Below are 17,393 nucleotides of genomic sequence, written 5' to 3' on the forward strand. Positions count from 1 at the left end.
TTTTGCCGCCGTCGAACGGCGTTCGGGGCTCTCACACGAACTTCCAATTTCCGCCGAATATTCCAGGTGATGTGCCGGGGCCGCGCCTCATCGCTTCTCCCCCCGGATCCCCCATCCCAACCCGAAAGGAGGCAGGGCCCCCATGAGACGAAAAAAGAGGTGGCTTCCGCTCGTCGGCACCCTTCTCCTCTTTTTTCTGACGCCGGGGCTGTCGCCGGCGGCGGACCTTCGGTTCCAGAGCTCCACCCAGTACCTCTGGTACACCGACCCGTTCAAGGACGACGACCAAAGCGACCTGGTGCAGTATGTCAAGATCGGGGCGACGAAGATCGACCCGACGGGAAGGTTTTCCGCCTTCGGCTACGGCCGGGTCTCCTACCAGTTCGGCGGGGACAACGATCCCGCCCTGGGCGACGACGACGGCGCCATCGGGCGCCTCTACTTCCTCTACGTGAATTACGCCCTTCCACAGGAGCGCGGCGAGATCCGGTTGGGACGCCAGTATGTCGCGGTCGGCGCCGGGGCCGGGACGATCGACGGGATCCGGGCGGAGGTGCGCAACCTGGGTCCGGTGACCTTCTCCGCCTTCGCCGGGTACGACGTCCGGTTCGCGCAGACGACCGACCGGTCCCAGTCGGGGAACTACCTCTTCGGCGCGTCGGTGGGCGGTTCCTTCCTCAAGGGGAACAACCTCGAGCTTTCCTACCTGAGCAAGTACGACGACGGCGATCAGATCCGGGAGATGGTCGGGCTCCGCGCCGACCAATATCTCCTCGGGAAAGCGAGGGGATACCTCGACTGGCGGTTCGACCTTCTCCATGAATCCACCAGCGAATTCCTGGCGGGGGCCAAGGTCTTCGCCCTGCCGGGGCTTCTGACGCTGACCGGCGAGTATTTCTTTTCCTACCCGACCTTCGACGCGGACACGATCTACACCGCCTTCGCCGTGACCCCCTACTGGGAGGCGCTGGGCCGGGCGGACTGGATCCTCTCCGAAGAGTACACCCTCTACGGCTCCTACACGCGGGGCGACTACGACGGCCCCACGGCCGACGTGGTGGCGCTGGGGGTGCGGGCCCGTCCGAACAGGGTCGCCGGCCTGGGGGTCAACGCCTCGCTGGACTACCGAAGCGGCTACCCCGGCGACCTGACCGGGTTCCGGGTATCGGCCGATTACGCCTGGAAGAAGGCGCTGTTGGCCGCCGGGGTCAGCTACGACGTCTTCCAGCGGGACTCGATGGCGAACGATTTTTCCGCGAAGAAATTCTGGGTCGCCTGCTCCTGCGAATTCCGCAAGGACATGACCGCCAAAATACGGCTGGAGGACACCGTGACCCGCCAGTTCGAAAACGAGTTCCAGGGGCGGGCCTCGGTGGAGATCCGGTTCTGACGCCCGCGCAGGCAAACTGAGGGGGACGATACCGATATGAAAACGATTCTCCGATCGATCCTGATCCTTCTGCCGGCGATCATCCTGGCTTCGGCCGGATTCGCCCGGGAGGACCATACGGGGTACCGGGACCTCAAGTTCAACGAGTGCGCCGAATGCCACAAGGGGGAAGGGGTCCCCCCGAACCACGGCGGCGGTTGGCTGAAGGAGCACCGGATCCCGGCGGCGAGCCCAAAGCGGAACTGTTTCGAGTGCCACGACCAGGGGACCTGCCAGGACTGCCACCAGGGGGGCGGGATCCAGGCGAAGCTCTCGAGCAGCCAGCACAAGCGGGACATCAAGCCGGAAACGCATCGCAGCGACTGGGTCTCGATCCACCCGATCCAGGCGATGTCCAACCCGCAGCAGTGCTCCCGGTGCCACCAGGCGAAGTTCTGCGCCGACTGCCACGGGCGGCTGAACGTGGCCGCACGGACGATCCGGGATCATGCCCAAAGCGGGGGGACGCAGGCCTACATCGCAGCCTTCCCCGACCAGCATGCGGCGGAGGCGCGCCGGAACCTCGCCTCCTGCCAGTCCTGCCACCCGGAAGGCGACGTCTGCCTGACCTGCCATTCGGCGAAGATCGGACTGAAGGTCAACCCGCACCCGAGAGGCTTCAAGGCGGACCGGATCGGGTCGCGCAGCAACAACCGGTCCTGCAAGGTCTGCCATGATTTCTAACGGAAACCATCGAATGGAGGTCGGATCCATGAAGCGGTTCTCGATGCGCCTTGGGATGTTGGGAACGTTCCTCTTCCTGGCCGTCATCCTCAACGGGTGCGGCACCTCCGGGAACCGGGAGGGACAGGTCGGAACCTCCCAAACCTCCTCGGTCGTGGTCCAGAAGGGAGACCCGGTCCTCGCGGCCGCGCCGGGCTACGCCGGGTCGGGTGCCTGCGCCGCCTGCCACCCGAACCAGTTCGCCGGGTGGGGCAAGTCGCTCCACAACGCGCCGCTCAAGACCGTGGCCGAGCTCGGGGACGGCATCTTCGTCAACGACGCCGACGGCAACGGGGTGAACGACTTCAAGGACGGGCTTGACTTCAACGACCCGGCCACCGACGCCATCGCCGACTCGACCCTCAAGGGGCTGCGCCCCAACGCGCCGATTTTGAGCTTCTCCGGCGGAAAATACTACACCCAGCTGGGGCCCTCCGGCACGAAGTTCGAGATCCAGCGGACCCAGGGCGGCAACGGCCTCTGGAAGCAGCGGTACCACACCCGGGTCGGGCGAAGCTACTACGTCTCCCCGGTGCAGTACCAGGAGAAGACCAAGGTCTACGTGAACTACAACGCCTCCCACTGGTACAGCGGCACCACCCCCCGCTACACGGCGGCCTACGGGAGCGACAACCTGGTCGTCCAGTTCGGGGCGCTGGGAGTCGCCGGCACCAACGGCACCCAGCGGTCCTGGGAGAATCGCTGCGCGGGCTGCCACCAGACCGGGCTCGCGGTGAAGGCTGAGACCACGAACTACGGAGGCACCGGCGTCCAGGAGGCGGTGACCGGCTACTCGGAGCTCAACATCGGCTGCGAGAACTGCCACGGCCCGGGAGCCGCGCATGCGGCAAGCCGGAACGCGAGGGACATCATCAACCCGGCGAACTTCGAGGCCCTCGGGGTGACCGGGAAGCGGTTCGCCAACCAGGTGTGCGGCGCCTGCCACCACCGCGGCGAGGGCAACGCCACGATCCTCTCCGGCACGAGCCCCCTGGGCCTGGAGTACCCGGCGCGGTTCGTCTCGGGGGTCGTGCAGCTTCCTCTCCCCGGGGACAGCGTCATCGACAACTCGGCCGGGAACCCCTTCGTGCTCCTCAACATCGGAACCGCGTACTACGGCACCGCCTCCGCGGACTTCGGGGCAGGCGCGCGGGCCATCTATTCGGGATACCGGAACTGGTATGCCGACTACCCCCGCTTCCCCATCTACGTCGCTTCCCGCCAGCACCACCAGCAGTGGACCGACGTCGAGCAGGGGCCGCACGCCGCCGACACCGGTGGGCTTACCTGCTGGGACTGCCACGACCCGCACGAAGGAAAGGGGGACCACCAGGTCCGCAATACCGTCACCGTCGCGGGAACGACCCTTTATACGAACAACGACGACAACACCCTCTGCCTGGCCTGCCACGCCGGGGACTTCGGGCTCACCGTGAACGATGTGCGGATCGGCGGGACGAACGTGAAGAACGCCGTTCTGGCCCACATGGGGACCGAAGCCGTCATGGGCGATAGCCACATCGCGGGTCTGTATGACCCGGCGGGAACCGGCGTCGGGCGGTGCTCGAAGTGCCACATGCCCAAGACCTCCTCGTCGGCCATCACCACGGCCTTCGGGACCGGCCTCAAGGAAGGGGACATCCACAACCACACCTTCAACACCATCTGGCCGAGCGCGAACCTCCGGCTTCCCTTCGTATCCGGAGCAGACCCCGCGGAAATGGCCAATTCCTGCTACTCCGTGGGATGCCACAACAACAACCCGGCCAGCGTTGGCTACGTGAGCACGGTCGCCGAGTGGTCGGCGTCCGGCCACGCGGACTTTACCGGAGAGCCGTTCCGGCATTGGGACGCCGACGGCGCGGTCCCGACCTCCTGCGCGAAGTGCCACAGCAGGCCCGGCTTCCGGGATTTCGCAACCGACGGGGTTGTGAACTCGGCGGCGAAGCTGGGGACTAAAATCTCCTGCGGGGCGTGCCACACGGAGGAAGGGGACGGCACCACGCTGTGGGACGAGCGCGCCACCTACACGGCGCTGGACAACGTCCTCTTCCCCTCCGGGCGGAGGGCGAGCCTGGCCGACGACAGCAACATGTGCATGGCGTGCCACCAGGGACGCGCGTCCAAGGTCCAGGTGGACGCGGCGATCGCGGCCGGCGGGGAGAACAACCTCACCTTCGTCAACAACCACTACTTCGCCGCGGCCGCGACCCTGTTCGGCACCGAGGTCCTCGGCGGGTACGAGTACGGGGACAACGTCTACGTCGGGCGGTTCGCGCACGTGCCCGAACGCGACACCTGCATCGAGTGCCACATGGGCAGGACCGCCGATCTTCGGAAGAACAACCACACGTTCTTCCCGAAGACGGAGTACTGCGTGGCGTGCCACATCACGACGGTCGCCGTCCCGGACAACCCGGCCGATCCGGCGAGGTTCCGGGACATCCGGCTTACCCTTCTTCCCCCCGCGATCGACTTCAACGGGAACGGGGACGCCAATGAGGGGCTCTACTTCGAGATCTGGGGAACGGCCCCCGATAACGTCGTGAACGACAACGTCGTCAACCGCCTGCTCCTGGCGATCCAGGCCTACGCGGCGGCAGCCCCGCCTGACGGTACAGGCGTACCGATCGTCTACGCGCCCGGCGTCTACCCGTACTGGTTCATCGACACCAACGCCAACGGCCTGGTCGACCCGGGGGAGGCGGTGTTCGCCAACCGGTACGTCGCCTTCGACGCCACGCTCCTCAGGGCGGCCTACAACTACACGGTGGTCCAGAACGAGCCGTGCGGATACATCCACAACGCGCGGTCCCTCCTCCAGCTGCTCTTCGACTCGATCCGGGACCTGGACCCGAACGCCGTGCTCGCACCCACCGTGCTCATCCGACCCTAGACGGGTCGGCAGGAAAACGGTCCAAAAGGCCCCCGCTCCGGCGGGGGCTTTTTCTTTCTTCGCGGGCGGGCTTCCCGTTGGGCCAGGCCCTCGTCAACATCGCTCCGTCCCCCTTCCCGGGACTTCCTCCCGGGAAGGAAAATCCGTTTCCCGCGGATGTTTATCGGTATACTATGGGGAAAATCGCCATGCATCGACCGTCCCCTAAGAAAATCCACCGTCTCCCGGGCCTGCCGAAGAAGCCGGGCGTCCCCGCTCACTTCGCAAGACCCCGACCTCACGAGGGCAACCCGTGAGAAAGAAACTGTTGATCGGCCTCGCCGCGGTGATGGTCTTCCACGTTGTCGGCAGCATCTTCGTCATCCGCGGCCTCAACGTCATCCTCTCCCACCAGAGCCTCTGGGAGCACCAGGAGGAGCTCATCGACCGCTACGAGGAGCTCGAGGTGGGGATCCGGGACACGATCATCGCCCTGTACCGGTACCGTTCCGGGGAGATCCAGGATCTGAAGCACGCCGTCCTGGATATCCGGACGTTGGAAGGCGAACTCGAGGAGGCGCACCGGGCCTCGGAGACGATGGAGGGAAAGCTGTGCGGGGAGTGCCACGCCCAGCGGCCGACGAACGTCGGCGAGATCCGCGCCACGCTTGCGGATCTACGGGGAAGGCTCGGGGAATATCACGACCGCTTCGCGGGGAAGGCCGACCCGGAGATCGTGAAAGGACAGGTCCCGACGGACGATGAGATCATCGGCCAGGGAAAGGCCATCGCGGAGCGGATCTCGGAGACCCTACGGTCCTACCGGCACATGCGGAACGAGGTGGGAGAGAGGACCGGGGAGCTGGTCGACCGGTCGAAGCTGACCGTCTACCTGGTCCTCTCCCTTTCCATCGCCCTGGTCCTGCTGTCCTTCGTCGTCATGATCCAGGCGGTGACCCGTCCCGTGGACGCCTTCGTCCAGGGGATCCGGAGCGTGAAGGAAGGAGACCTCCGGAGGAAGCTCGAGATCCGGTCGAAGGACGAGATCGGGTACCTGGCGGGCGAGTTCAACAGCATGATCGATCGCCTGAACGAGATGCACGTCGAGAAGGACAGGAACCTGGCGGACCTGGCCGATTTCAATGCGCGACTCGAAGAGAAGGTGAAGGAGGCGACGGTCGACCTTGCCAGGGCCAACCAGGAGTTGAAGAACGCCCAGGAGCAGATGGTGCGGGCCGAGACGATGGCTGCGATCGGGACCCTCTCCTCGGGCATCTCCCACGAGCTCAGCACCCCCTTGAGCGTCGTCCTGAACATGGCCCAGCTCGTAAAGCAGGACGTCCGGGACGATCCGGCCCTCCTCAAGGACATCGAGGTCATCGAGTACGAGGCGAACCAGGCGATCAAGATCACGCGGAGCCTGCTGGGCTTCGCCCGATCCACCCAGTCCAGGAAGGAGATCACCCACGTCAACGACGTGCTGGAGGACCTGTTCAAGATCCTGGAGTTCCAGCCCAAGGCGAAATCGATCCGGCTTGTGAAGCGGCTCGCCCCCGGTCTCTCCCCGATCCGGGCCGGAAGCGGGCAGCTTCGGCAAGTCTTCCTGAACGTCATCCTGAACGCGGTGCAGGCGATGCCCGGCGGGGGCGAGCTCCGCGTCGTCACGAGCAACCGGTCGGAGCCGCTCTCGGAGGGGGTGGAGATCGAGATCACCGACACGGGCGTGGGGATCCCCCGGGAGCAGATCAAGCAGATCTTCCAGCCCTTCTTCACGACGAAGGAACAGGGAACGGGCTTCGGCCTCGCCATCACCTACGGGATCATCCGGGAGCACAACGGCCGGATCGACGTGGAGAGCGTCGAAGGGCAGGGGACCACGTTCCGGATCTTCCTTCCGAAGGGCACGGAAACGGCCGCTCCATGAACCGGAATATCCTCATCGTCGAAGACGACGCGAACCTCTCGGCCGTGCTGGCCCGAGTGCTGCGCAGGGAGGGGTACGAGGTGGCCGTCTCGAGCACCGTCCGGGAGGGGATCGAGCTTCTCCACAAGGAGGCTCCCGGGGTCGTCCTGACGGACATCTACATGCCCGACGGGCAGGGGATCGAGATCCTGGAGAGCGCCAAGTCGATCGGCAAGCACACGGACGTGATCGTCATGACCGCCAACGCCACCGTCGAATCGGCGATCGAAGCGATGAAGAAGGGGGCCCACGACTATCTGCTCAAGCCGTTCCAGGTGGACGAGCTTCTCCTCCACGTCCGGAAGATCTTCGAGCGAAGGGCGCTCATCGAGGAGAACGTCTACCTCAAGGAGGAGCTGAAGAGCCGGTCCAGGCACGCGGACCTGACCGGCGAGTCCCTCCCGATGCGGCAGCTCTTCGAGGTCGTCGCGAGCGTCTCCGGCAGCGCCTCCAGCGTGCTGATCCAGGGGGAGAGCGGGACCGGCAAGGAGCTGGTCGCCCGGGCGATCCACTTCCGGGGGAACCGGGCCGACAGGATGTTCGTCCCGATCAACTGCAGCGCGATCCCGGAGAACCTCCTCGAGTCGGAGCTGTTCGGCCACGTCAAAGGGGCGTATACCGGCGCGACGGAGAACAAGAAGGGACTCTTCGAGTACGCGGACAAGGGCACCCTCTTCCTCGACGAGATCGGCGACCTCTCCAGGGCGCTCCAGGCGAAGCTCCTGCGAGTGCTCGAGGACGGCAAGGTCCGGCGGTTGGGGGACTTCCGCGAGATCGAGGTGGACACCCGGATCGTGAGCGCCACCAACAAGGACCTGCCTGCGCTGATCCGGCAAGGGGAGTTCCGGGAGGACCTGTACTACCGGCTGGCCGTGGTCCCGATCCGGATTCCCCCCCTGCGCGAGCGGAAGGGAGACATCCGCGTTCTCGCGGGCCAGTTCGTCGCGAAGTTCGCGACCGCCAGGGAGCGGGAGATCCGTTTCACCGACGAGGCGATGGAGGTCCTCCTGGCATATGGCTGGCCCGGCAACGTGCGGGAGCTCAGGAACCTCGTGGAGCGTCTCACGATCCTCAAGCCGGGCAGAAGCATAACGCCGGAAGATCTGCCAAGGGAGATGCTGGGAAAGGAAACCGCGCAGGCGGCGATCGAACCGGCCCTTGGCTACCAGGACGCCAAACAGAGGCTCCTGGACGACTTCCATCGCGGGATCATCGGCAACGCCTTGCGGGAACACGACGGCAACGTTTCCAGGGCATCCGAAAGCCTCGGCATGGACCGGGGAAATTTCCAGAGACTCATGCGTCGCTACGGCATCCGGTCCGCCGCGTTCCGGGAGGAACAATAGTGCGTCATTCCCCGTCTCGCGGGAAATCCTTCGTGATTTGACGGGTTCGCCGCTTCTCCTCCCCGGGATGCGTCGATCGGGCCGCAAGAAGAACGCGTTCCAAAACCGCAACCACGATCTCTCCGCGCTCGTTTCCCCTGGAAATACGTAGAGTTCCATCCACGAGTCAGGGATTCGATTTCTGGCGCGGAAATTGCGTATCTGCGCGATGTGGAAAACATCCTTGTTGTAGACGACGATTCCCATTTCCGGGAAATCATCGAACGCGTCATCCGGCGCAGCCACGCGTGCTCGGTAAACACGGCGGCAACCGAGGCCGAAGCGTGGGAGCAGGTCACGCAAGGACCCTGCGACCTCGTCCTTCTGGATCTGTATATCGACGGAAAGAAGAGTTGGGACACCTTGAAGAGGATCGGAAGCCTGCCGGATGCCCCCCCCGTGATACTGGTTTCCTGCGAGGACACGAAAGAGAACCTGGAATACGCGAAATCCCTGGGAGTCGTCGACTTCCTGCCGAAACCGATCGATTTCGCGCGTCTTAAATCGACCGTCGACGCCGCCCTCCTCAAGAAACGTGAGGAAAGGGCGTCTCGCGCATAGGCGGATGCGCCATTCCCGCCGCTCCCATAACCTTTCATAAAAACAACAGAAACAAAGTGTCCCTCGGGGGGGTGCGTCGGAAATGCCCCACATCGGGACCCTCCCTCCAGGGAAATCACACCTTGATTCAAGAGCTTATATGTTGGCACGGTTCTCGCCTTGAGAAGGTTACGAACAGACCTTTGCGCTCGGAGGAACGCCGTGAGAAGGACCGGATTCGTCACAACATTTTCAGGAAAGGGAGGTGATCGCGCAGGGACGTCCAACCGGATCGGTTTGTCGCGTCGGCTTGAGTGAGGGAATGCCAACCAGATATCGGTACTTAAGGAGGGAACGGTGAGAAAATCATGGATTGCACTGGCCATTCTGGCCATGTTCCTGCCCGTCCTGTTCATGGGGTGCGCTGGAGACGACGGAGCCCAAGGTCTCCAGGGTATTGAGGGCCCACAAGGCGGAACAGGACCGCCGGGATCGGATGCTACTACTGCAGCCAATCCTGAGTCTTGTGCCGTCTGTCACGGTAACGTGGCAGCGACCCACGCCGCCACGGGGGTCGCAAGCATCAGCAATGTTGCATCAGCGCTGGACGGTGATACCGGTATTCTCGAAATTACGTTTAACCTCAAGGTTGATGGTGTGAACAATGATGCTTATACGGTTCGTCGTGCTTATGTGAACTGGGACAACCAGGCTCTGGCCACCGACCCCAACTACCCAGGCGCACGCAGCACCTTCCAGCGGGATTCTCTTTCGACAACCGCCGATGTATCGCTTGCGGCCAGCGCCGGCAATTACACGGTCACCGTTGTCGCCGGCAAAGTCATTGACGATGCCACCTATCTGTTCCAGCTGACGAATGCGGCAGGCGATTCACGGCCGGTGGTCGTCGCGACAAATGGCACGCGGCACCTTCGCGATCTCGTGTCCAACGATGGCTGCAAGAAATGTCACGGAGAGACTGTCTTTCGTGGCGGCAGCCATTATGCATCGGCTGGTGAAGACTGCCAGATCTGCCATACGAGGGCTGCCCGCTCATACTACAATGCCTTTAAGGATGCTGCGGGGAATTGGGACACCACCACCTATACTGGTTGGGGGGGCAACCTTCCGATCTATGTTCATGGCGTTCACAACTCCCACAACATGCCCGCGGGCGTGGCGTACTTCCATGGAGAGGAGTGGTCGGTGGGGTACCCGTCGGACATGCGGAACTGCGTATCCTGTCACGTGACGACCGACCAGCTTTCGGCGGCGGTCGAAGCGCCTGTTTCGCGTTACCTTTGCTTCTCCTGTCACCAGTCCTGGGACGGTTTTGTCGACCATGATGGAAATGCTCTGATTGCCGCAGGCAATTTCCATAGGACATTGGCAGCCGACGCAGATTGCATGGCGTGCCATGGTTTAAGCACTTCGATGGATGAAGCCGGAGATTTCCACAGTTCCTTCGAGTCTACCGATGCCCATTACAACTCGTTCTACAGAGGCAAGGACATCTCCTTCGAGAATCCGGACAACATTTCCTTCCAGGTTACGGGCGTGACCAAGACCGGGGACAATGTCACCTTCACCTGGACGGCCTCGAAGAACGGCGTGGCCGTCGATCCTTGCAACACGAACATCGACAGCGGGCCGGTGTTCAGCGGCAGCAACGTCGGCGCCTACCTGTCGTACGCAATAGGGGACGACTGGGTGAACGACGGCGTCGGGACTTCGCCCGGCCAGCCTTTGGGTGCAAGAAACCTGTTCTCCTCTCTTACAACCACTTGCGCGTCCAACGTGGCGACCACGACCGGTCTGACGATCAGCTCGGCAGCCGCCGCCGCCGAAAAAGTGGTGCTCGCCATCGGCGGGAAGGCGAAAGCCAAGCACGCGGCAACCGGCAACGGGTACTTCGTCCGCTTTCCGTCTCCCACCTATGCGTTCAACATGGCGGACGGTTCCGCTGCAACTGCGCGGCGCAATATCGTGGACAACGCCAAGTGCACCGGCTGTCACGCAGGGACCATGTACCAGCATGGCGGCGACCGTATCGATAATGTTCAACTCTGCGTGATCTGCCACAACCCGTCTTCCAATGACAAGAACAACCGGCTGACCCGATACCAGATCGTCAATGCGGACGGTTCGGTGAACACGAACGCCACGTATGATGGCAAGACCGCTGAATCATACGATCTGCGGTACATGCTCCATGCCATTCATGGCGTCGGCTTCAGCGAGACTACCTGGGTGATCTACAGAAGCAGGGGCGTCTACGCTTTTGCGACGGAGGATATGGCCAAGCCGACGGGATGGCCGACGGACGGCATGACGATCTATGGCTCCACCAATGGCTCGACCATCGCGCATAACTGGACGGTCATCCATTATCCGCAGCCTGTGAATGATTGTTTGGCCTGCCACAATGCGGGTACCTACGAAGTTCCGGATCAGACCAAGGCCGTCGCCCTGACGGTGGATGCCGGTACTTCCTGGGCGGACCAGAGCGATGACATCTCGATCGGGCCTGCGGCTGCCGCGTGCACCAGCTGCCACAATTCCGCTCCGGTCCGGTCCCATGCAATTACGTTTGGTTATAAGGCGATTGTGGACAAGTATGAAATGATTCTATTGTCTCTGTGAAAGGCAAAGATCCAGGGAAAAGGGCCCTTCGGGGCCCTTTTCCCCTCCGACGATGTCGCTGAGCGTGGTGGCGGTGCCGTAGGAAAGACCCGGGCGTTCCGGCCCTGACGCAAACCACGTACGCTGAGCCCGGTCCCGTCATGGGGCCGGGCTCATTGCGTTTTGGCCGAAGAAATTTCGATTGACACGCCGGGTTCCATCTGCGTACCGTAGCACGGCATCATGAGAACGTTTCCTGGAATCAAAAAACCCTCTAACGACCTGCCACCGCTTCAGTGAGGCCTCCGCCCGACAGACCGTAGCATGGGGGGAGCAGAACGGTAGGAAGAACCGGTTTCCGGTTTTCTTCGTGGAAAGGGGGTGATCGCGCAGGGACGTCAGGCATGATCGATCTTCCACGTCGGCATTTGAGGGAGTGGCGCAACGTCAACCGTGTTCAAAGGGGGGGGTGGTGAGAAAATCTTTTGTTGTACTGGCACTCTTGTCCATTATCGTGCCCGTTCTGTTCATGGGGTGCGAGGGAAGCGACGGAGCGACCGGCGCGCAGGGGCCTCCCGGAGCCCCAGGGGCGCCCGGGGCGCCCGGAGCGGGCATCCAGGCCGACGAGTCCTGCGTCGTCTGCCACGGCGCGGGGCGCGCATATGACGTCGCTACGATGCACGGGCTCGACGCGGGGGCCGGGACCGTAACGGCCGCCATCGACAACGTCACGTTGTCCCCGGCCGGGGACAACGTCATTACCGCGGTGAATTTCGACTTCGCGGCCTCGACCAGTGCGGGGGCCGCGGTCGCGCCGGACATCCTTCTTACCCCGTCGGGAAGCAACCTCGCCTACGCGAGGTTTTCCATCACCAGACTGGTGCCCGGCACGGACTATCCGCTGGGGCCGGGGGTGACGACCTACGAGCCCGACCAGTGGGCCACCTACGTCGCCGAGCAGCGCGTCGCCGCGCGCCTGGCTCACAACGGCGGCGGCAACTACACCTACACCTTTACCGACGGCTCCGTGCCGACTGCGGAGTTCAACGGCGCCCACACCCACCGTGTGTCGATCCGGATTTCCGACATACCGGACGTGCCGGTGCTGAACCAGACGGTCGACTTCGTGCCGGACGTCTCACCGTTCACCTCGGTCCCCCCGGCCCGCAACATCGTCACGACGGCCGCCTGCAACGAGTGCCACGATCCGCTGGGCGTCACTCCGCAGTTCCACGGCGGGGCCCGCCGGGAGACCGGGTACTGCGTGAACTGCCATAACCCCACGTACTGGACCGCTTCGTACCCGGCCACCGGCCGGAACGGGCAGCTGGCGGTCCTGGTCCACAAGATCCACACGGCGCAGGCCTTCACGATCCGAACCGCCGTTCGCGATTTTACCGAAGTGACCTTTCCCCAGGACGTCCGCAACTGCAACAAGTGCCACAAGGGCACGGACGGGCAGAACTGGTACACCCGCCCGAGCGCCGAGGCCTGCGGCTCCTGCCACACCGAGGTCGACTTCGCCACCGGCGCCGGGCATAGCGGCGGCCCACAGGCGGACAACCGCCTCTGCGCGGTTTGTCATCCGCCGACAGGCGGGCTCGCCGGCATCATCGACAAGCACCTCACCACGGTTGCGACTCCCAACAACCAGGACGTTCCGGCGAACCTGTCCAACTTCGAGTACGTGATCGACGAGGTCACGGTGGACAGCGACAACGCGGCGGTGGTCACCTTCCACATCGACAAGGACGGCTCGCCGCTCGATCTTGCCACCTACCCGCCCACCGGCTTCACGGGCGGGCCAGCGTTCCTGCTCGCGTACGCGCTTCCGCAGGACGGCGTCGCGGCGCCGACGGACTACAACAACCTCGGCAGGAGCGCCGGGCAGCCGGCCAGCGTATCCCTGGCGAGCGTGGCCTCCTCCATGACCGGCTCGGCGGCCGCCTACACGGCCACCCTGTCGTCCGCGCCCTTCCCGGCCGGCGCGACGCTGCGGGCGGTCGCCCTCCAGGGGAGCTTCACCCAGACGGGCGTCGACCTCGATGGGAACTCCTCCACCCCCGCCGTGAACGTCGGCCGTCCCACCCCGTCGTTCGTGAAAGCGGTCACCGGCGACGCCGTTCGCCGCACCGTGGTCAAGAGCGGCTACGAAGACGGGCAGCCCGTCGGCTGCCTGGAGTGCCACGAGACCCTTGCGTTGCACGGCGGGAGCCGCGTCAACAACGTGCAGGTCTGCGTGACCTGCCACAATCCCAACCTGAGCAGCAGCGGGCGCACGATCGACCCGGCGACCCAGACCATCAATCCTAACGTCGTCGCCGCCGTCGGCTCCGATCCCCTGGTCTACCCCGAGGCGTCCATGCACTTCAAGAACCTCATCCACGGAATTCACTCATCCCACCTGCGGACCACCGACTACGAGTTCGTCCGCAACCGGACGTCGGGCGGCTTGACCGGCTTCTACTACAACTGGAGCGAAGTGACGTTCCCGGGCGACCTGAGCCGCTGCACGAAGTGCCACGTCGGCACCTCCTACAAGGCCGATCTGCCCGAAGGCGTCCTGGTGAGCACCGAGAGAACCACAACGGGAGACTCGGCCGAGACCCTGGACCACATCAACGCGGCCCGCGACAGCGTGCCCAACGACACCGACTGGGTGAACAGCCCGACCGCCTCGGCGTGCTACTACTGCCACGACCGCGGCGTCGCGGCGGACCACTTCCGCCTCAACGGCGGCGCCATCCGCGCCGAGCGCGAGTACGCGGTCGGCGCGACCGCCCCGTAAGCGGAAACGAACCGGGGATCCGACGCCGCACCCGGGCAAATCAGAGGGAGAGCAGCCCGGCCCCTGCGAGGGGGCCGGGCTTTTTTTTTGCCTCCCGATGGCGCGCGCTTCCGGGACTCCCGGATGCGGCGCCTCTACGGCAGGTCGATCTGTCCGCGGATCTCCCCGCCCGGGTTGACCGCGGTGTGGACGTTGTAGTAGAGCAGGCCGTTGTTGAAGTCCGCCTCGTTCGCAGCCGGCAGCATCGCTCCATCGGGGAGGACCCAGAGGCCGGGGCCGGCCCCGATCAGCGGCACCAGCACGCCCGCTTCCACCCCCCGGGCCGCCGGCCCGTGGACGTGCGCCGCCGTCCCCGCCGCCACGTTGTCGACGATGAACCCCGCAATTCCGTTCGTGTCCGTGTTCAGCGCGAGGACGCCGAATCCCAGCGACGTGGACGTGGATCCCGTGGTCTCCTGGGTGTTGTCCAGCGAGGCGAATTTCGTGACGACGTTCGGCGCGGCCGGCGGTTGCGGGGCGACTCCCCCTCCTCCACCTCCGCCGCAGGCGGCAAGCAGGAAAGGCGCCACGATTACCAGAAACGATAGGCCGAAGCGTATTTTTCGATTCATCGGAGATCTCCTCTTGCCGTCCTCCGGCTGTTCCGAAACCGTTGGTCCGTTTTTCCCAAATTCGGGGACGATACCCCTACGATGTTGGGCCCGCCGGGATTGTTTCCGGCGGCCGGACGGGGAATACGGATAAACGAAAGGGCCCGGGAAGGAGCCGGGGGGCGGGTTGTTTCAGCGCCCCCGGAAGGCGGGCTTGTGCTTCGAAAGGAAGGACTTCTTCCCCTCGAGGAGGTCTTCGCTCTCCATGCACCGGCGGATGAGCTCCTCCGCCTCGCGCGCCTCGTCCGGCGGAAGGCCGCGGAAGGCCATGCACAGGGACAGGATCCGCTTCGTCCCGCGGATGGACAGAGGGGCGTTCTCCGCGATTTCCTTCGCCATTTCGTAGACAACCTGCGACAGTTCCTCGGGGGGACAGACCCGGTTGACGAGCTTCAGGTCGAAGGCCCTCCTCGCGCTCACCTTCCGAGCGGTGTAGAAGAGCTCCCTGGTCGCGGGCAGCCCGATCGTGTTGACGAACCGCATCAGCCCCGCGGGCCGGTAGATCACCCCCAGCCGGGCCGGGGTCATCCCGAAGACCGCCTGGTCGGAGGCGATCCGGATGTCGCAGGCGACCGCCAGCTCCAGCCCGCCGCCGAAGGCGAAGCCGTTGAGCATCCCGATCACCGGGGCGGGAAACGATTCCACCGCGCGGATCATGTCGTCGAAGGGATTCGAGGAAAGGAGCACCTGCCCCTCGCCCGATCCTCCCGCGGGGATCGCGTTGATGTCGTATCCCGCGCAGAAGGCCTCGCCCCCCTCCCCCCGCAGGACGACGCACCGGGTCTCCTCCCCGGAAAGATCGCCGAATGCCTGCCGCAATTCTCCCAGAAGCTTCATGGTCAGCGCATTCTTCTTCGCCGGGTGGGACAGGGTGACGGTCGCCACACTCCCCCCCCGCTCCACGATCACCTTCCCCCCCATCGGCGCCCCTCCTCGATTCCCCGCATTCCATCCAGATTGTTATATCCGTCCGGGGGGACCGCCGGCAACAGCGTTGACAGCCGCAACCCCGAGTATATATACTTTCAAAACATCATTTTACATCGTGCCGGGCCATTACATCCCGCGAAAGGAGGACCCGCGACATGGCACTGGAATACCCGAAACAGGCGAAACTGCGGGACGGAACCCCGATCGTACTGAGACCGTTCGAGAAGAAGGACAAGGACGCCCTCCTTCTCTTCTTCCAGAAGCTCCCCGAGGAGGACCGGCTCTTCCTCAAGGACGACGTCACCGATCCCGCCGTGGTGAACCGCTGGGCGATCGAGCTCAACTACGACAAGGTCTTTCCGATCCTGGCCTGGAAAGGGAACGAGGTCGTGGCCGACGCGACGCTCCACAAGAACACCGGCGGCTGGATGAAGCATGTCGGGACGATCCGGATCGCGATTGCCCGGGAATGCCAGCGGCAGGGGATGGGAAGCATCCTCGCGAACGAGCTGTTCCTCCACGCCCTGAAATCGGGGCTCGAGAAGATCGTCGCGGAGATGATGGAGACGCAGGAAGGGGCGAAGAAGGTCTTCGAGAAGCTGGGCTTCAAGCAGGAGGCGGTGCTGCGCGGCCACGTGCGGGACCAGACCGGCGTCCGGCACGACCTGTTGATCCTCACGAAGGACCTCGAGGAGTTCTGGGCGAACATCCAGACCCACGAGTACTTCTCCTACCCCTACCGCCCGATGGAGGGCTGAGAACGGGGACGTTCCTAAGAACTCCCCGAACGCAGGTGGGGGGACGGGGGGAAAGCGGAACGTTTTCGAGAACTCCCAACAACCTCTCGGGAGTTCTTAGGAACGTCCCTAAACTTTGGAAAGGACCGCGAGGGCGGCCGCCGACTCGGTGGCCGCCCGTTCGATCGCCCGGGCGGCGGGCGAGTCCGGGTTTCGTGCGACCAGCGGGACCCCGGCGTCCGAGGCCTCCCGCAGCTCCGTCTGGAGCGGCACCTCCCCGAGGAAGCGCAGCCCCATCTTCCGGCAGGTCTCCTCCGCGCCCCCGTGGCCGAAGATCTCGCTCCGGCCGTCGCAGTGCGGGCAGAGGTAGTAGCTCATGTTCTCGATCACGCCCAGGATCGGCACCCCGACCTTCTCGAACATCCGGACCGCCTTCTTGACGTCGATCAGTGCGAGGTCCTGAGGCGTCGTGACCACGACCGCCCCCGCGACCGGCGTCATCTGGACGAGCGAGAGCTGGACGTCCCCCGTCCCCGGCGGGAGGTCGATGACCAGGTAGTCCAGCTCGCCCCACTTCGTCCCGTGGAGGAACTGCTCCAGCGCCTTCATCAGCAGCGGCCCCCGCCAGATGACCGGGGAGTCCTCCTCGACCATGAACCCGATCGACACGATCTTGATCCCGTCCGCGTCGGCCGGCAGGATCCTGCCGTTCTCCCCCAGAAGCTTGTGTCCTTTGAGGTTGAAGAGGGTG

Annotated in this window: 11 protein-coding genes and 1 pseudogene; 9 read left to right on the forward strand and 3 right to left on the reverse strand. The window is 64.4% G+C overall.

The genetic code is table 11. The features are described from left to right. The first annotated feature begins 142 nt into the window (after positions 1-142). From A2X88_08995 to A2X88_09030, 8 genes are all read left to right on the forward strand, one after another. Positions 143-1,390, forward strand: a complete 1,248-nt coding sequence (locus tag A2X88_08995; protein ID OGP32953.1) for a hypothetical protein — start codon at positions 143-145, stop codon at positions 1,388-1,390. A 36-nt stretch (positions 1,391-1,426) separates the two neighbouring features. After that, on the forward strand, positions 1,427-2,113 hold the full coding sequence (locus tag A2X88_09000; GenBank protein OGP32954.1) for a hypothetical protein: 687 nt from the start codon (positions 1,427-1,429) through the stop codon (positions 2,111-2,113). 13 nt (positions 2,114-2,126) lie between these two features. Further along, positions 2,127-5,048 (forward strand): hypothetical protein, encoded by a 2,922-nt coding sequence (locus A2X88_09005; protein ID OGP32955.1) that lies wholly within the window; start codon positions 2,127-2,129, stop codon positions 5,046-5,048. Positions 5,049-5,355: 307 nt separating this feature from the next. After that, the gene (locus A2X88_09010) at positions 5,356-6,951 is read left to right on the forward strand and encodes a hypothetical protein (GenBank protein OGP32956.1); all 1,596 of its coding nucleotides are present in this window, start codon (positions 5,356-5,358) and stop codon (positions 6,949-6,951) included. Then, entirely contained in the window at positions 6,948-8,336 is a 1,389-nt protein-coding gene (locus tag A2X88_09015; protein ID OGP32957.1) for a hypothetical protein, read from the forward strand. The genes A2X88_09010 and A2X88_09015 overlap by 4 nt, the downstream gene beginning before the upstream one ends. A 210-nt stretch (positions 8,337-8,546) precedes the next feature. Beyond that, on the forward strand, positions 8,547-8,936 hold the full coding sequence (locus tag A2X88_09020; protein OGP32958.1) for a hypothetical protein: 390 nt from the start codon (positions 8,547-8,549) through the stop codon (positions 8,934-8,936). 672 nt (positions 8,937-9,608) lie between these two features. Further along, positions 9,609-11,558 carry a hypothetical protein gene (locus tag A2X88_09025; GenBank protein OGP32959.1) on the forward strand — a complete coding sequence of 650 codons (1,950 nt, stop codon included), beginning with the start codon at positions 9,609-9,611 and terminating at the stop codon, positions 11,556-11,558. Positions 11,559-12,006: 448 nt separating this feature from the next. Further along, positions 12,007-14,325 (forward strand): hypothetical protein, encoded by a 2,319-nt coding sequence (locus tag A2X88_09030; protein OGP32960.1) that lies wholly within the window; start codon positions 12,007-12,009, stop codon positions 14,323-14,325. Positions 14,326-14,459: 134 nt separating this feature from the next. On the opposite strand, the gene A2X88_09035 is transcribed toward A2X88_09030, so the two are convergent. Both A2X88_09035 and A2X88_09040 read right to left on the reverse strand, forming a co-directional pair. Further along, positions 14,460-14,936 carry a hypothetical protein gene (locus A2X88_09035; GenBank protein OGP32961.1) on the reverse strand — a complete coding sequence of 159 codons (477 nt, stop codon included), beginning with the start codon at positions 14,934-14,936 and terminating at the stop codon, positions 14,460-14,462. Between the two features lie 171 nt (positions 14,937-15,107). Further along, entirely contained in the window at positions 15,108-15,896 is a 789-nt protein-coding gene (locus tag A2X88_09040) for a hypothetical protein (protein ID OGP32962.1), read from the reverse strand. Positions 15,897-16,060: 164 nt separating this feature from the next. Between A2X88_09040 and A2X88_09045 the strand changes: the two genes are divergently transcribed. Continuing rightward, complete coding sequence (locus tag A2X88_09045) at positions 16,061-16,663, forward strand: hypothetical protein (protein ID OGP32963.1); 603 nt, start codon at positions 16,061-16,063, stop codon at positions 16,661-16,663. A 108-nt stretch (positions 16,664-16,771) separates the two neighbouring features. Here the strand turns inward: A2X88_09045 and A2X88_09050 are convergent. Next, positions 16,772-17,393: pseudogene (locus A2X88_09050) on the reverse strand (hypothetical protein).

Source organism: Deltaproteobacteria bacterium GWC2_65_14 (assembly GCA_001797615.1).
In the GTDB taxonomy this organism is placed as follows: domain Bacteria; phylum Desulfobacterota; class Deferrimicrobia; order Deferrimicrobiales; family Deferrimicrobiaceae; genus GWC2-65-14.